Origin of the sequence: Streptomyces sp. ISL-94, from assembly GCF_018614075.1 — a bacterium.
GTDB lineage: Bacteria > Actinomycetota > Actinomycetes > Streptomycetales > Streptomycetaceae > Streptomyces.
The window spans coordinates 22649-39014 of sequence record NZ_JAGGOZ010000036.1 but is presented as its reverse complement, the minus strand read 5'-3'; the positions used below and the strand labels follow the sequence as shown (position 1 = coordinate 39014).

Below are 16366 nucleotides of genomic sequence, written 5' to 3'. Positions count from 1 at the left end.
CTGCACTACCGCGAGGGCGGCATCAACGACGACTTCCCCTTCCTCCTCGGGCACGAGGCGGCAGGTCGTGTCGAGGCCGTCGGTGCGGGTGTCACCGAGGTCGAGCCCGGTGACTTCGTGATCCTGAACTGGCGCGCGGTCTGCGGCCACTGCCGTGCCTGCCGCAAGGGCAAGCCGTGGTACTGCTTCTCCACGCACAACGCGACCCAGCCGATGACGCTGCTCGACGGCACGCCCCTCGCCCCCGCGCTCGGCATCGGCGCCTTCGCGGAGAAGACGCTGGTCGCCGCCGGGCAGTGCACCAAGGTAGACCCCGCCGCTCCGGCCGCCGCCGCCGGACTGCTCGGCTGCGGTGTCATGGCGGGCTTCGGCGCCGCCGTGAACACCGGCGCCATCGGCCGGGGCGACTCCGTCGCCGTCATCGGGTGCGGCGGCGTCGGGATGGCCGCCGTCGCCGGAGCGAAGCTCGCCGGGGCGACCAGCGTCATCGCCGTCGACGTCGACCCGCGCAAGCTGGAACGGGCCAGGAGCATGGGCGCCACCCACACCGTCGACGGCACGAAGACGGATGTGGTCGAGGCCGTACGCGAGCTGACCGGAGGATTCGGCGCGGATGTGGTCGTCGAGGCCGTCGGCCGCCCGGAGACGTACAAGCAGGCGTTCTACGCCCGCGACCTGGCGGGCACCGTCGTGCTGGTCGGCGTACCCACTCCCGAGATGAAGCTGGAGCTGCCCCTGCTCGACATCTTCGGGCGCGGCGGCTCATTGAAGTCCAGCTGGTACGGCGACTGCCTTCCCTCGCGCGACTTCCCGATGCTCATCGACCTGTATCTGCAGGGGCGCTTCGACCTCGACGCGTTCGTCTCCGAGACGATCGGACTCGGCGAGGTCGAGAAGGCCTTCGAGAAGATGCACCACGGCGATGTGCTGCGCTCGGTGGTGGTGTTCTGATGGCGGGGGAGCCGCGCATCGAACACCTCGTCACCAGCGGGACGTTCAGCCTCGACGGCGGGACCTGGGAGGTCGACAACAACGTCTGGCTCATCGGTGACGACGACGAGGTCGTGGTCATCGACGCCGCGCACGACGCCGAGGCGATTGTGGCCGCCGTCGGCGACCGCCGCCTGTCCGCCGTCGTCTGCACCCATGCGCACGACGACCATGTGAACGCGGCGCCCGAGGTCGCGGACCGGACGGGCGCGCCCATCCTCCTTCACCCCGACGACCAGGTGCTGTGGAAGATGACGCACCCGAACCGCCGGCCCGACCGTGCGGTGGCGGACGGAGAGCGGATCGAGGTGGCGGGGACGTTTCTGCGCGTGCTCCATACGCCCGGCCACGCGCCGGGGGCGGTGTGCCTGTACGCGCCCGGCCTGGGCGCCCTCTTCAGCGGGGACACGCTCTTCGCGGGCGGACCCGGCGCGACCGGACGGTCGTACAGCGACTTCGGCGCGATCATCGGATCGATCGGCGACCGGCTGCTGACCCTCCCGGGCGAGACGGCCGTGTACCCGGGCCACGGGGACACGACCACCATCGCCGCCGAAGCGCCACACCTCGAAGAATGGGCTGCCCGCGGTTGGTGACCGCGGACAGGCCCGGCCGGAGTCAAGCGGCCTTCAGCCTCCGATCTCCGCGGGCTTGACGGCCACCCAGTTGCGGTCGGCGTCGACAGGGACGCCGGCTGCCTTCTGCTCATCCGCACGTTTGGCCTTCTCGACCTCCAGCGCGTCCGTGTACTTCTGCTTGCGGTTGACCCACAGCCGAAGGCCCCCGGCCCGCACATCGGTGTCGAAGAGCATGAACCAGTCGGAGGGGGCGTCACCGGCGACGAGCATCGGACGCTCGTAGGGGTCGATGTACTCCTTGATGCCGGCGAGCTTGCCCACGTACCACGTGCCCGGGGTCCACAGATACGGCGTTATGACCATGCTGTTGTGCTTGCTCGCCGGGTACTCCGCGTCGAGGAAGTGCCCCTTCTCTATCTGCTTGCGTGCGGTGGTCAGTTCACCGGTCCCCGGGTCGCGGAGGAGCGTGGTGACGCCGATGACGTTCTTCGGCTCGATACCGAGGCCGTACGCGGGGTCGGACACGACCATGCGCACCAGCTCCTCGTGTGCGGCGGTCATCACGTAGGGAGTGATCCCGTGCTTCCGGAGCTCGCCCAGGAGTTCGCGCTGGGCGGGATAGATACGCGGAGGGTTGACCGTGCTGTGTACGGCGGCATCGCCGTCGTAGTACGTCACCGGGATGGGCTTGCCGTAGACGAAGAGTTCGTCGACGCGGGCCTTGAGCTGCTCCAGGCTGAGCCCTGAGAACACCTGCGCGATCCACGGGTAGCAGACCTTGTCGTCGATCTCGCAGAGCCGCACATAGTACGAGTAGAGGCTCTCGCCGTCCCGGAAGGGGATGAGTTTCAGCGACGGGTCGAGCGAGTCCCGGCTCAGCACGCCCTTCATCTCCAGATACGGGAGCAGGGACTCCTCCAGGTCGTAGCGCCAGATCGTGTTGTCGGCGTCGAACACCGCGTAGGCGCCGCGCCCGGCGGAATCCGCGATGAGTTTCTCCAGCCGACGCCCCTGTCCATCCGGCCAGGACTTCAGCTCGGCCTTGCGGCTGTTCCGGCCGGCGGGGGCCGGGTCGTCCGAGGCCTGAGCCAGGACGGGGCCGGCCGCCACCGTGGCGAGCGCGGTGACCGCGGTGACGACGCTGAGCAGGCGGTGCCGGGCAACGGGCATGGTGACCCCTCTCGTCGGGTTCCTTATCGCGCAATGCCTTGTCTTATGCGCAACGAAGGGAACTCGCGGCCGGCGATCCCTGTCAAGACATGTGACACGCGGCCTCATGAGGACGGTATGGCGTCCGCTGCGGCAGTCGTTCCGCCATATGCGAAAGCGTGCGTAGCGCGCAACGAGAGGATCCCTTCGGCTGTCGCGAACGGCGCCTTGACAAGGCATAGGGGGGCCCTCAAACTGGCGTTGCGTTCAACGCAATCCGTTTCGCTATACGCACCGAGGTGTCATGATGATTCCCGCGTGCCGTCTCGCCGATCTCCCGCGAGGCGAGGCCTACCGGCTCGAGTCCGATCCCCCTGTCGCGGTGTTCCACACCGAGGATGGCGAGGTCTATGCCATCGACGACACCTGCACCCACCAGGACGCGTCGCTGTCCGACGGCTGGCTGGAGGGGTGTGAGATCGAATGCCCCCTGCACGCCTCGAAGTTCGACCTGCGTACCGGCAGCGTCGACGCGCCCCCGGCCAAGCTCCCCGTGCGCACCCACCAGGTCCTCGTCGAGGACGGCATGATCTACGTCCTGCTGTCCGAGGTGCCACCGAACCTCCCGCCCTGCGCGTCCGCACGCCTGGCGGGAGGCCCCGCGTGAAGACCGTGGCCGTCGTCGGTGCGTCGCTCGCCGGGCTGTCGGCCGCTCGCTCGCTGCGCAAGCAGGGGTACGAGGGACGGCTCGTCCTCATCGGCGATGAGCGCCACCGCCCGTACGACAGGCCGCCGTTGTCGAAGGAGTTTCTCGCCGGAGACATCGACGAGGGCGTCCTCGCACTGGAGGCGGACGGCGAGGATCTCGCGGCGGAGTGGGAGCTCGGCGCGCGAGCCATCGGGCTCGACAGCGGGTCGCGGGGCGACCGCCTCGTACGGCTCGCCGACGGCAGGTCGGTCCGGGCGGACGGGATCGTGATCGCCACCGGAGCGGCCGCCCGGACCCTGCCCGGGAGCGACGGCCTCGCCGGTGTGCATGTGCTGCGTACGCTCGACGATGCCCGCGCGCTGCGGGCGGATCTCGCGCGCGGTGGCCGGCTGGTCGTCATCGGCGGCGGATTCATCGGAGCCGAAGTCGCCTCCACCGCGTACGGGCTCGGCCTCGACGTCACGGTCGTGGAGGCGGCCCCGACACCGCTGGCCGGTCCGCTCGGAACGGAGATGGGAGGCATCGTCTCCGAGCTCCATGGTGACCACGGCGTCCGGCTGCTGTGCGGAGTCGGCGTCCGGGCTCTCACCGGAGAAGGGCGGGTGGACGCCGTCCTGCTGGAGGACGGCCGCCGTGTCCTGGCCGACACCGTGGTCGTCGGGGTGGGCGCGCGCCCGTGCACCGACTGGCTGGAGGGGGCCGGAGTGACGCTGGAGAACGGCGTACGGTGCGACGCCGCAGGCGGCACCGGCATCCCGGGCATCGTCGCGGTCGGCGACTGCGCGGCCTGGTACGACCCCGCTGTCGGGGGGCACCGTCGGGTCGAGCACTGGACCGGCGCGCGGGAACGGCCGGCGGCGGCCGTGGCCGCCCTGCTCTCCGGAGGTACGGCCCTGCCCGAGCCGCTCCGCCCGCCCTACTTCTGGTCGGACCAGTACGGCGTCCGGATCCAGTTCGCCGGGCACGCCTCGGAATCCGACAGCGTCACGGTCGAGGAGGGCGCGGCGGCCGACCGCAGCTTCCTCGCGGTCTACCGGAGCGCGGGCCGTCCGGTCGCGGTGCTCGGGCTGAACCAGCCGCGGTTGTTCGCCCGGTGGCGGCGTGAGCTGTCCACCGTCACGGCCCGTACGGCCGGCTGACCCGCCGGGCACGCCTGTGCCCGGGCCTGCCCAGTCGCCTTCCACACCGATTCCGTACAGCACCGCTCTCGTACAACACCGTCCGGGACTGCTCTTCAACCGGGGTGTGACGACCTGATCCACGACGTTTCCCGCGAGGAGTGCACGTGACAACGACCAGCCTGCCGGAGAGCCTGATCGCCACCCTTCCCGGCGCTTCCTACACCGACCCGGACATCTTCCGCCTGGAGCAGGAACACATCTTCGAGTCGATGTGGTTCTGCGTGGCGCGCTCCTCCGAGCTGGCCAGGCCGGGGGCTTTCAAGACGGTGGACGTGGGAAGCGAGAGCATCCTGGTGACCCGTTCGCGCGACAACTCCATCCGCGCCTTCTTCAATGTGTGCCGGCACCGGGGCGCGAAGCTGTGCACGGAGGAGTCCGGCGAGGTCAAGCGGGCGTTCCAGTGCCCGTACCACGCCTGGACATACGATCTTCAGGGCAAGCTCGTCGCCGCCCCCAATCTCACCAAGATGCCGGACGTCGGCCGGACCGAGTACGGCCTTGTGGACGTGGCCGTGCGCGAGTGGCTCGGCTATGTCTGGGTATGCCTCGCGGACAGTCCGCCCTCCTTCGAGGAGGAGGTGATCGGCGCCGTCGTCGAGCGGCTCGGCGATGTGGAGGCGATCGAGCGCTACAACATCGCCGACCTGGAGGTCGGAAAGCGGATCGTCTACGACGTCAAGGCGAACTGGAAGCTCATCATCGAGAACTTCATGGAGTGCTACCACTGCGCCACCATCCACCCCGAACTCACCGAGGTGCTCCCTGAGTTCGCCGACGGCTACGCGGCGCAGTACTACGTCGGACACGGCGCCGAGTTCGGTGGCGACATCAAGGGGTTCACCGTCGACGGCTCCGAGGGCCTCGACCGCATCCCCACGGTCTCCGAGGACCAGGACCGCAAGTACTACGCGATCACCATCAAGCCGCAGGTCTTCATCAACCTGGTGCCGGACCATGTGATCTTCCACCGGATGTACCCGGTCGCCGCCGACCGAACGATCGTCGAGTGCGACTGGCTGTACCTCAAGGGCGTGGTGGAGAGCGGCAAGGACGTCAGCCGTTCCGTCGAACTCTTCGACCGGGTCAACAGGCAGGACTTCGAAGCCTGCGAGCGCTGCCAGCCCGCGATGAGCTCCCGCCTGTACGCCAAGGGGGGAGTCCTCGTACCCAGCGAGCATCACATCGGCGCGTTCCACGACTGGGTGCAGGCCCGGCTGGAGTGCCCGGAACGTCAGCCGAGGTAGCCCATGCGGTGGCTGATTTCCTGCGCGCCCTGGACCAGCAGCGGCGCGAGCTCGTGCATGCGCTCCTCGGTGAAGCGGTAACTCGGCCCCGATGCGCTGATCGCGGCGATGACCTCGCCGTCCCGGTCGCGGACCGGGGCGGCCATGGCATGGAGCCCGATCTCGTACTCCTCGAACGTCATGGCGTATCCGCGCTCAAGGACGTCACTGAGGTTCTTCTCCAGCTTCGTCCTGGTGGTGAGCGTGCTCGGCGTGAGCTTCTTCAGGCCGAACTCGGCCAGCAGCTCCCCGCGCCGCTTCGCCGGGAGGTGGGCCAGCAGGACCTTGCCGCTGGACGTGGCGTGCAGCGGCGTCAGCTGCCCGACCCAGTTGTGCGCCGTGACCGCACCCGGGCCGCGCACCTGGTGGAGGTTGATCGCGTAGTGCTCCTCCAGGACCGCGATGTTGACCGTCTCGCCGATCTCCTCGGCGAGCCGCTCGCAGACCGGGCGGCCCTGCTGGGTGATGTCGATACGCCCCGTGACCGCACCGGCCAGACGCACGATCCCGAAGCCGAGGCGGTACTTGCCCCGCTCGGCGGCCTGCTCGACGAGACCGCGTGCCTCCAGCGCCCCGAGCAGGCGGAACGCGGTCGACTTATGGACATCGATCTCCGCCGCGACTTCACTGACACCCGCCTCGCCGCGCTGGGCGAGGATCTCCAGGACGCTGACGGCGCGGTCGACGGACTGCACTCCGCCCGCCGGGGCGCCTGCGGATTCGGTAGCTGCCGTGTAGTTGCTCATGGCGAAACTATACGCGCTGTCACCAACGAAGTGACTGGACGGTACGAGGAAAGAAGGTTGCGCGGCTCGCAACCTAGTGCGTATAGCGGTACTCGTATTAGCATGCGCGCGTATCGACGGCGCGACCGAGACGAGGCAGCAATGGTGCCCCAGCAGTACGACTTCGTCATCGTCGGCGGCGGTTCAGCCGGCAGCGCACTGGCGAACCGGCTCTCCAAGGACCCGGGCAACCGCGTCCTGGTTCTCGAAGCCGGCCGGCCCGACTACCCGTGGGACGTCTTCATCCATATGCCCGCGGCGCTGCCCTTCCCCATCGGCAGCCGCTTCTACGACTGGAAGTACGAGTCCGAGCCCGAGCCGCACATGAACGGGCGGCGCATCTACCACGCCCGGGGCAAGGTGCTCGGCGGGTCGAGCAGCATCAACGGAATGATCTTCCAGCGCGGCAACCCCCTGGACTACGAGCGCTGGGGCGCCGACCCCGGCATGGAGACCTGGGACTACGCGCACTGCCTGCCGTACTTCAACCGGATGGAGAACTGCCTCGCCTCGGACCCCGAGGACGAGTTCCGCGGCCGCTCGGGACCGCTCGTCCTGGAGCGTGGCCCGGCATCCAGTCCGCTGTTCCCCGCCTTCCTGGAAGCGGTGCAGCAGGCCGGCTATCCACTGACCGATGATGTCAACGGCTACCGGCAGGAGGGCTTCGCGCCCTTCGACCGCAATGTCCACCGCGGACGGCGGCTGTCCGCCGCGCGGGCCTACCTCCACCCGGTCATGAAGCGGCCCCACCTGACGGTGCGGACCCGGGCCTTCGTGACCCGGATCCTCTTCGAGGGCAAGCGCGCCGTCGGCGTCGAGTACCGCCGCGGCCGCGGCGCGCCCCAGCAGGTGCGCGCCGGCGAGGTGATCCTGTCCGGCGGCGCGATCAACTCTCCGCAGCTGCTTCAGCTGTCCGGCGTGGGCAACGCCGACGAGCTGCGCGCACTCGACATCGACGTCGTCCACGACCTGCCGGGCGTGGGGGAGAACCTCCAGGACCACCTGGAGGTGTACGTCCAGTACGCCTGCAGGCAGCCCGTCTCGATGCAGCCGTATCTGAAGTGGCGGCACCGGCCGTGGATCGGCCTCCAATGGCTCTTCCGCAAGGGCCCCGGGGCGACCAACCACTTCGAGGCCGGCGGTTTCGCGCGCAGCAACGAGGACGTCGAGTACCCCAACCTAATGTTCCACTTCCTGCCCATCGCGGTCCGCTACGACGGCTCCGCGCCGTCCGGCGGTCACGGCTACCAGGTACACGTCGGGCCGATGTACTCCGACGCCATCGGCTCGGTGAAGATCAAGAGCAAGGATCCGCGCGAACACCCGGCGTTGCGGTTCAACTATCTCTCCACCGAGCAGGACCGCCGCGAGTGGGTCGAGGCGATCCGCACCGCCCGCCAGATCCTGGGCCAGCCGGCGATGGCCGCGTACAACGACGGCGAGATCTCGCCCGGACCGGCCGTCGAGACCGACGAGGAGATCCTCGCCTGGGTGGCGAAGGAGGGCGAGACCGCCCTGCATCCGTCGTGCACTTTGAAGATGGGCACCGACGACATGGCGGTGACCGACCCGGCGAGCATGCGCGTGCACGGCCTGGAGGGGCTGCGCGTCGTGGACGCGTCGGTGATGCCGTACGTCACCAACGGCAATATCTACGCACCGGTGATGATGGTCGCCGAGAAGGCCGCCGACCTCATCCTGGGCAATGAGCCGCTGCCGCCGTCCAAGGCCGAGTTCTACCGGCACCGGCCCACTCCCGCCTGAGAAGGAGCGGCCATGCCCACACGGCCTACGCCGTATCCCGGGTGCTCCGCGCAGGCCTCCCTCGCCGGGGGCCTGCCGGAGCTCCTGCGCAGGGTGCGCTACGAGGTCCTGCCGACGAAGACCACCGAGGACAAGGTCCTCGGCTGCGTCCCCACCGACATCCCCGTCACGGTCACCGCCTCACCGGCCAAGGGCCTCGGCCCGACGCTGGACCTGGCGACCCGGCTGGCGGGCCACGGCTACCGGGTCGTGCCGCACGTCCCGGCCCGGCAGATCGTCGACCACAGCCACCTCGCGGACGTCGTCGACCGCCTCGTCGCCGCCGGTATCGAGGACGTCTTCGTGCCGGCGGGCGACGCGGACCCGCCGGCCGGGGTGTACGACGCGGCGCTGCCCGTGCTGCGCCGGCTCGGCGAGCTGGGCAGCCCGTTCGCGCACGTCGGCATCACCGGTTATCCGGAGAGCCATCCCCGTATCGACGACGATGTCACCGTGCAGTCGATGTGGGACAAGCAGGCGCACGCGACCTACATCGTCAGCAATCTCTGCTTCGACCCGGGGACCCTGCGGGACTGGCTCGGGAGGGTGCGTCGTCGCGGCGTCACGCTGCCGGTACACCTCGGTGTTGCCGGGCCCGTGCAGCGCGCGAAGCTGCTCTCCGTGGCGACGAAGATCGGCGTGGGGGAGTCGGCGAAGTTCCTGACCCGGCACGCCGCCTGGTTCGTGCGTTTCGCGGCGCCGGGCGGCTACTCCCCGGAGAGACTGATCCGCCGAACGGCCCCCGCGCTGGGCTCGCCGGAGGCGGGCGTGGCCGGTCTGCACCTGTTCACGTTCAACCAGATCGCGGAGACGGAGCGCTGGCGCCGCGCGATGCTGGACCGCCTCGGCGGCTGACCGGCGCGCCCGCCGGCGCCGAGCCCTACCAGCGCACAGCCCGGCTGCCCGCCCCACTCCTGGGGCGGGCAGCCGGGCGAGCCGTACGTCAGGTACGTCAGCGGAAGACCACCGTGCGATGGCCGTTGACCATGACCCGGTTCTCGCTGTGCCACTCCACGGCGCGGGCGAGCACCTGGGCCTCGACATCCCGGCCGACGGTGACCAGCTCGTCGGGATTGCGCGAATGGTCCACGCGTACGACGTCCTGCTCGATGATCGGGCCCTCGTCCAGGTCGGAGGTCACATAGTGCGCCGTGGCCCCGACGAGCTTGACGCCGCGCCGGTGCGCCTGGACGTAAGGCCGGGCGCCCTTGAAGCTCGGCAGGAACGAGTGGTGGATGTTGATGGCACGGCCGTCGAGCTGCTTGCAGAGGTCGTCCGAGAGGACCTGCATATAGCGGGCAAGTACGACGAGACCGACGTCGAGTTCGTCGACGAGCCGCAGCAGACGGGATTCGGCCTCCGCTTTCGTCTGCGGTGTCACGGGGATGTGGTGGAAGGGGATCCCGTAGGTCTGCGCCAGCGGCTCGACGTCGCGGTGATTGGAGACGATCGCCGGGATGTCGATGTGGAGCGCGCCGGTGCTCCGGCGGAAGAGCAGGTCGTTGAGGCAGTGAGCGAACTTCGACACCATGATCAGCGTACGGGTCGGAGTCGACGCGTCCTGGAGCTGCCAGGAGATCCGGTACGCCTCGGCCACGGGACCGAAACCGCCGCGCAACTCCTCCAGGGCGGTGTTCGCATCCGAGACCTCGAAGTGCACCCGCATGAAGAAGCGGTCCTGCAGGCGGTCGTCGAACTGCTGGCTCTCCAGGATGTTGCCGGAGTGCCGGACGAGGAAGCCGCTCACGGCATGGACCAGGCCGGCCCGGTCGGGACACGAGAGTGTCAGGACGAATTCGCGGCCAGGTTGCGGTCGAGGAGACATTTGCATCCTCCGTTGATGCGTAATGCACAACAGGGTGAGTGATGCGCAACATGGTCCAGCTCGGTGGCGCGGCGGGTCAAGGGGCCGCGGGCAACTGGCGGAGGCGGCAAATCCGCACCTCCGCCCCCCTTGACGAACGGCACCTCGTGGGCGATTGTGTCGTTCCATTACGAGCAATTCGATGCGCGATACGCAACGCATATACCGGTGTCACCCGTATGAAGGGCTCCGCGCGTGGCAGATCTGTACCTCGACGGCAAGTGGCGCGAAGCGATGGCGGGCGGCCACCGGGACATTCACTGTCCCGCCGACGGCACTCATGTCCGGACCGTGTCCGAAGCGACGCGACCCGACACCGAAGCCGCGATCGCCGCGGCGCGGCACGCCTTCGACGAAGGGCCGTGGCCGCGGACGCCCGAGCGGGAGCGTGGCGCGCTGCTGCTGCGCACCGCCGACGTCATGGAGCGCGACGCCAAGGAGTTCGCCCGCGCCGAATCCCTCGACACCGGCAAGCGTCTGGTGGAGAGCGAGTACGACATCGCGGACATCGTGGCCTGCTTCCGGTACTTCGGCGGGGTCGCGGGCACGAGCGCGGGCCGCGTGGTCGACACCGGCCGCGAGGACGCCATCAGCCGGGTCGTCTACGAGCCGGTCGGTGTGTGCGGGCTCATCACCCCGTGGAACTACCCCCTGCTGCAGGCGGCGTGGAAGGTCGCACCCGCCCTCGCCGCCGGCAACACGCTGGTCCTGAAACCCAGCGAGCTGACCCCCTCGACCTCCATCCTGCTGATGCGCGCGCTGGAGGAGGCCGGGCTTCCCGCCGGTGTCGCGAACCTCGTCCTGGGAGCGGGAGCCGAGGCGGGCGCGCCCCTCGCGGAGCACCCGGGCGTCGACATGGTCTCGTTCACCGGTGGTCTGGAGACGGGAAAGCGGATCATGGCCACGGCCGCCGCCACCGTGAAGAAGGTCGCCCTGGAACTGGGCGGCAAGAACCCCAACGTCGTCTTCGCCGACGCCGATTTCGAGGCCGCCGTCGACTTCGCCCTCACGGCCGTCTTCCTCCACTCCGGCCAGGTCTGCTCGGCCGGTGCCCGCCTGATCGTCGAGGACTCCCTGCACGACGCCTTCGTCGACGAGGTGGTACGCCGCGCCCGGAGCATCAGGCCGGGTGGCCCGTTCGACCCCGACGCCGAGACGGGCCCGCTGATCTCCGCAGAGCACCGGACGAAGGTGGAGGAGTACGTCGCGTCGGGCCTGGCGCAGGGCGCCGTACTGCGCTGCGGGGGCCGGCGCCCCGATGACCCCGCACTGGCCGACGGGTTCTACTACCTGCCGACCGTGCTCGACGAGTGCCGCCAGGACATGCACGTCGTACGGGAGGAGTCCTTCGGCCCGGTGCTCACCGTCGAGCGGTTCTCGGACGAGGACGACGCCGTACGGATCGCCAACGACACCGAGTACGGACTCGCGGGCGCCGTCTGGACGCAGGACGCGGGCAGGGCGCAGCGGGTCGCCCGGCGGCTGCGGCACGGCACCGTATGGATCAACGACTACCACCCGTACGTACCGCAGGCGGAGTGGGGCGGCTTCGGGCACTCGGGAGTCGGCCGCGAGCTGGGGCCGACCGGCCTGGACGAGTACCGCGAACCCAAGCACATCTGGCAGAACATCCAACCCCGGCCGCAGAACTGGTTCCGCGGCTGAGCTCTGTGCCACCGACGTCGAGCGCGGCCGTGCCATCCGAAGAGAGGTCGACAGTGACCGCAACAGAGACAGAACTGCCGCCGCAGCGCGGCGTGTCCGACGACAGGACTCCGGTCATCTCCGTCCGCGGTCTGTGGAAGGTCTTCGGGCCCAGGGCCGCGCAGGTGCCGGACTCGTCCGAGCTCTGCGGTCTTTCCCGACAGGAGCTCATGCGGCAGACGGGCTGTACCGCGGCCGTTCGGGATGTGAGTTTCGATGTGTCGCCCGGAGAGGTCTTCGTCGTCATGGGCCTGTCCGGCTCGGGCAAGTCGACACTCGTGCGATGTCTGACCCGGCTGATAGAACCCACCGCCGGTGAGATCGTCTTCGAGGGCGAGGACATCCGCCGCGCGGACGACAAGCGACTGCGTGAGCTGCGGCGGCGCAAGTTCTCCATGGTCTTCCAGCACTTCGGGCTGCTGCCGCACCGCCGGGTCGTGGACAACGTCGCGTACGGCCTGGAGATCCGCGGCATGAGCCGGGCCGAGCGCACCCGGCGCGCCATGGAGGTCATCGAACTGGTCGGCCTCACCGGGTACGAGCACTCCTACCCCGACCAGCTCTCCGGCGGTATGCAGCAGCGGGTCGGGCTCGCCCGCGCCCTCGCGGGCGACCCTGATGTCCTCCTCTTCGACGAGCCGTTCTCCGCGCTCGACCCGCTGATCCGCCGGGACATGCAGAACGAGGTCATCCGCCTGCACCGCGAGGTCGGCAAGACGATGGTGTTCATCACGCACGATCTGTCCGAGGCGCTGAAGCTCGGCGACCGCATCCTCATCATGCGCGACGGCAAGACGGTCCAGTGCGGCACGGGCGACGAGCTGGTCGGCGCGCCCGCCGACGACTACGTCAGGGACTTCGTGGCGGACGTGCCCCGCTCCCATGTGCTCACGCTGCGCTGGATCATGCGCCCGGCCCGCCCGGACGACGCCCTTGACGGACCGGAGCTCAGCCCGGACGTCGTCGTCCGTGAGGCGACGCGCGCCGTGCTCGCCGCAGACAAGCCCGTGAAGGTCGTCGAGGACGGGCGCCTCCTCGGCATCGTCGGCGACGAGGAGATCCTCGCGGTCGTCGCCGGGGGAGACGGAGCCGGTGCCGGTGCGGAGGACGGCGCCTGATGGCCGTCCTGGCAGAGGCGACCGCGCGACTGTCGCCGGTACGGGGCGGCCGCCGACTGGTCGTGGCCGCGATCGTCATGGGCTGGCTGGCCCTGTGGCTGGTTCTGCGCGGCACCCATACGCTTCCGCTCGGCACGGCGGAACTGACTCCGCTCCACCGCGAGTTCAACGAGATCAACGACGCCGTCGGCGCCCACCGCAACAGCAACCCGGTCTTCCTCTACTTCTTCAACGAGATCCGTCTGGTCATCGACAACCTGGTCACCTTCATCCAGGCGCTGTTCTCGCAGCCGTCGTTCGGCCGCCCGGTTCCCGTGGTCGGCTGGCTGGGCGTCGTCGCCCTCGTCGGCTATGTCTCGTGGGCGTTCGGGAATGTGCGGGTGGCGGCCCTGGCCGTCGCCGGATTCGTCCTCTTCGGTCTGCAGGGACTGTGGCAGGAGAGCATGGACACGCTCGCCCTCACCGTGGCGGCCGTCTTCGTCTCGCTGCTCGCCGGTATTCCGCTCGGGGTCTGGGCCGGGCTGTCCGACCGGGTGAACCGCCTGGTCACACCCGCGCTCGACTTCATGCAGACGATGCCTACGTTCGTCTACCTGGCCCCGCTGACGCTGTTCTTCCTCATCGGCCCGGCGTCCGCCACGATCGCCACACTGATCTTCGCGACGCCGCCGGCGGTGCGTATCACCGCCCACGCGATCCGCTCGGTGCCCCGGACCACGGTCGAGGCGGCCGAGTCGCTGGGCTCGACCCGGCGCCAGACGCTGACCAAAGTGCTGCTGCCGATGTCGAAGCGCACGATCGTGCTGGGCGTGAACCAGACCATCATGGCCGCGCTGTCCATGGTCACCATCGCCGCGCTCATCGACGCGCCCGGCCTGGGCAAGACCGTCATCAAGGCCCTGGAAACACTCGACGTGGGCGTGGCGTTCAACGCCGGTCTCGCCATCGTCGTGATGGCCATCGTGCTCGACCGCGTCACCACCGCGGCGAGCGTCAGGGCCGAGACAGCCAGGCAGGGCGACGGCCGCTCGGCGCGGTGGCGCCGTCCGCTGCTCATCGCCGGAGGCGCGCTCACCGCCGTCTGCGTATGGCTGTCCCACACCTTTGTGTGGGCGGCGGAATTCCCGGGTGACGCCGGGGTGGGCAGCGCGATCGCCCGTACGGCGGACTCCACGACCGCGTGGGCGCAGGGCACCTTCGCCGGGGTGACCAACGGGCTGCGCGAAGTGATCACCACGCTGCTGCTCAACCCCTTCGAGGCGCTGCTGACCGGCTCCCCCTGGTGGCTCGTCGGCGCGGTGGTGGTGGCCCTCGGCGGGCTGTTCGGCGGATGGCGTGCGGCGGCCACCGCGGCGGTGTGCGCGGCGCTGATCGTCGGTACGGGCCTGTGGCGGGACAGCATGACGACGCTGGCCTCCAGCGTGGTGGCCACGGTCATCGTGATGGCCCTCGGTGTCGTGGTGGGGGTGTGGATGGGGCGCAGCGCCCTGGCCGACCGGTTGATCCGTCCTGTACTCGACGCCGGGCAGACCATGCCGGCGTTCGTCTATCTGGTGCCGTTCCTCGCGCTGTTCGGCGCGAGCCGGTTCACCGCGATCGTCGCCGCGATCGTCTACGCGGCTCCGGTGACGATGAAGATCATCGCGGACGGGGTACGGGCGGTGCCGCAGACCACGGTGGAGGCGGCGACCTCGGCCGGCTCCAGCACCTGGCAGATCATCACGAAGGTGCAGCTTCCGATGGCGCGCGGCGCCCTGGCTCTCGCGACGAACCAGGGACTGATCTACGTGCTGTCGATGGTCGTGGTGGGTGGTCTGGTGGGCGCCGGCGCCCTCGGCTATGACGTCGTGGCGGGGTTCTCCCAGGGCCAGTTGTACGGCAAGGGCCTGGCGGCGGGCCTGGCCATCGTGCTGCTCGGAGTCATGTTCGACCGGATCACCCAAGCGGCAGCCCACCGGGCCACCGGAGTGCCCAGCGGGAGCTGAGGCAGAAGAAGGGGCAGGACACCCATGGAAAGAAATGTCATCACACGGGCGACGCGGATGCGGCGCCGCGCCGGTCTGGCCGGCCTGGCGGCACTGACCCTCGCGCTCAGCGGCTGCGGGGGTGCGAAGGTCGGAGAGGCGAGCGCCGGATCGGGCGGCGGCAGCGCCGGGAAATGCGGCACTTTCAATCTCGCCGTCAACCCGTGGGTCGGTTACGAGGCCAATGCGGCGGTCATCGCGTATGTCGCGGAAAAGGACCTCGGGTGCAAGGTGACGAAGAAGGACCTCAAGGAAGAGGTTGCCTGGCAGGGATTCGGCACGGGTGAGGTGGACGCGGTCGTCGAGAACTGGGGCCACCCGGATCTGAAGAAGAAATACATCGAGCAGCAGAAGACGGCAGTCCCCGCCGGTGAGACAGGAAACAAAGGCGTCATCGGCTGGTACGTACCGCCGTGGATGGCGGAGAAGTACCCGGACATCACCGATTGGAAGAACCTGAACAAGTACGCCGAGATGTTCAGGACGTCCGAGTCCGGCAGCAAGGGCCAGCTGCTGGACGGGGATCCGTCGTTCGTCACCAACGACGGCGCTCTGGTGAAGAACCTGAACCTCGATTACAAGGTGGTGTACGCGGGCAGCGAGGCCGCTCTCATCCAGGCGTTCCGCCAGGCAGAGGCCCAGAAGACGCCTGTCATCGGGTACTTCTACGAACCGCAGTGGCTCTTCTCGGAGCTGAAGCTCGTGAAGGTGGGCCTGCCGGCGTACCAGGCGGACTGTGACGCCGACCCGGAGAAGACCGCCTGCGACTATCCCGCCTACGTACTGGACAAGATCGTCAGTAAGAAGTTCGCCGACTCCGGAAGTCCCGCCTATCAGCTCGTCAAGAACTTCACCTGGTCGAACGAGGATCAGGACACCGTGGCGAAATACATCGCGCAGGACAAGATGTCGCCGGAGAAGGCCGCGCAGAAGTGGGTCGAGGACAACCGGAAGAAGGTCGACGTCTGGCTCGGAAAGGGCTGAGTCAGGAGAGACGGAAAGCAACGTGCCGTGCCCGGCGGGCTGTGGAGACAGCCCGCCGGGCACGGCTGTTTCCGCCTCTTTGTGCGGGCGGCCGTTCAGTGAATTCGCACCCCTTGACACCGCACGGGGCGACCGGCACTGTGAGTTGCGCAACCTGAAGCACGTTGCGCTGACGGCAACTCGACTTCTTTTGA

14 protein-coding genes are annotated in these 16366 nt (G+C 69.0%); 11 read left to right on the top strand and 3 right to left on the bottom strand.

Annotated features, from left to right (window positions below; translation table 11 throughout):
- A partial coding sequence (locus J7E94_RS13990; protein WP_215015442.1) for an S-(hydroxymethyl)mycothiol dehydrogenase occupies positions 1 to 951 on the top strand: 951 nt, incomplete at its 5' end.
- Positions 951 to 1586 (top strand): MBL fold metallo-hydrolase, encoded by a 636-nt coding sequence (locus J7E94_RS13985; RefSeq protein WP_215015441.1) that lies wholly within the window; start codon positions 951 to 953, stop codon positions 1584 to 1586. The genes J7E94_RS13990 and J7E94_RS13985, both read left to right, overlap by 1 nt.
- Before the next feature lie 33 nt (positions 1587 to 1619).
- Here J7E94_RS13985 and J7E94_RS13980 read toward each other — a convergent pair whose 3' ends face one another.
- Positions 1620 to 2738: a haloacid dehalogenase-like hydrolase gene (locus J7E94_RS13980; RefSeq protein WP_215015440.1), complete on the bottom strand. Its 1119-nt coding sequence runs from the start codon at positions 2736 to 2738 to the stop codon at positions 1620 to 1622.
- 283 nt (positions 2739 to 3021) lie between these two features.
- On the opposite strand from J7E94_RS13980, the gene J7E94_RS13975 reads away from it, so the two are divergent.
- The 3 genes from J7E94_RS13975 (at position 3022) to J7E94_RS13965 (ending at position 5851) form a co-directional block, all read left to right on the top strand.
- A complete protein-coding gene (locus J7E94_RS13975) occupies positions 3022 to 3384 on the top strand; it encodes a bifunctional 3-phenylpropionate/cinnamic acid dioxygenase ferredoxin subunit (protein ID WP_215015438.1) in 363 nt (120 codons plus the stop codon).
- On the top strand, positions 3381 to 4565 hold the full coding sequence (locus tag J7E94_RS13970) for an FAD-dependent oxidoreductase (RefSeq protein ID WP_215015436.1): 1185 nt from the start codon (positions 3381 to 3383) through the stop codon (positions 4563 to 4565). Before J7E94_RS13975 ends, J7E94_RS13970 begins: the two co-directional genes overlap by 4 nt.
- A 146-nt stretch (positions 4566 to 4711) precedes the next feature.
- Positions 4712 to 5851, top strand: coding sequence for an aromatic ring-hydroxylating dioxygenase subunit alpha (locus J7E94_RS13965; RefSeq protein WP_215015434.1), 1140 nt, complete (start codon positions 4712 to 4714; stop codon positions 5849 to 5851).
- Here J7E94_RS13965 and J7E94_RS13960 read toward each other — a convergent pair.
- On the bottom strand, positions 5839 to 6636 hold the full coding sequence (locus tag J7E94_RS13960) for an IclR family transcriptional regulator (RefSeq protein ID WP_215015432.1): 798 nt from the start codon (positions 6634 to 6636) through the stop codon (positions 5839 to 5841). The genes J7E94_RS13965 and J7E94_RS13960 overlap by 13 nt on opposite strands.
- 141 nt (positions 6637 to 6777) lie before the next feature.
- On the opposite strand from J7E94_RS13960, the gene betA reads away from it, so the two are divergent.
- Together betA and J7E94_RS13950 are read left to right on the top strand one after the other, a co-directional pair.
- Positions 6778 to 8439 (top strand): choline dehydrogenase, encoded by a 1662-nt coding sequence (betA, locus tag J7E94_RS13955; RefSeq protein ID WP_215015445.1) that lies wholly within the window; start codon positions 6778 to 6780, stop codon positions 8437 to 8439.
- A 12-nt stretch (positions 8440 to 8451) separates the two neighbouring features.
- Positions 8452 to 9333: a methylenetetrahydrofolate reductase gene (locus tag J7E94_RS13950; protein ID WP_215015430.1), complete on the top strand. Its 882-nt coding sequence runs from the start codon at positions 8452 to 8454 to the stop codon at positions 9331 to 9333.
- A 97-nt stretch (positions 9334 to 9430) separates the two neighbouring features.
- Here the strand turns inward: J7E94_RS13950 and purU are convergent, their stop codons facing one another.
- Entirely contained in the window at positions 9431 to 10303 is an 873-nt protein-coding gene (gene purU, locus J7E94_RS13945) for a formyltetrahydrofolate deformylase (RefSeq protein WP_215015428.1), read from the bottom strand.
- A 234-nt stretch (positions 10304 to 10537) separates the two neighbouring features.
- On the opposite strand from purU, the gene J7E94_RS13940 reads away from it, so the two are divergent.
- Genes J7E94_RS13940 through J7E94_RS13925 form a run of 4 tightly spaced genes read left to right on the top strand, consistent with a single transcriptional unit; the run spans position 10538 to position 16172 of the window.
- Positions 10538 to 12007: an aldehyde dehydrogenase family protein gene (locus J7E94_RS13940; protein ID WP_215015427.1), complete on the top strand. Its 1470-nt coding sequence runs from the start codon at positions 10538 to 10540 to the stop codon at positions 12005 to 12007.
- 53 nt (positions 12008 to 12060) lie between these two features.
- The gene (locus J7E94_RS13935) at positions 12061 to 13164 is read left to right on the top strand and encodes a glycine betaine/L-proline ABC transporter ATP-binding protein (RefSeq protein WP_215015425.1); all 1104 of its coding nucleotides are present in this window, start codon (positions 12061 to 12063) and stop codon (positions 13162 to 13164) included.
- Complete coding sequence (locus J7E94_RS13930; RefSeq protein ID WP_215015423.1) at positions 13164 to 15149, top strand: proline/glycine betaine ABC transporter permease; 1986 nt, start codon at positions 13164 to 13166, stop codon at positions 15147 to 15149. Before J7E94_RS13935 ends, J7E94_RS13930 begins: the two co-directional genes overlap by 1 nt.
- Before the next feature lie 24 nt (positions 15150 to 15173).
- Positions 15174 to 16172 carry an ABC transporter substrate-binding protein gene (locus tag J7E94_RS13925; RefSeq protein WP_374224438.1) on the top strand — a complete coding sequence of 333 codons (999 nt, stop codon included), beginning with the start codon at positions 15174 to 15176 and terminating at the stop codon, positions 16170 to 16172.
- The last annotated feature ends 194 nt before the right edge of the window (positions 16173 to 16366 follow it).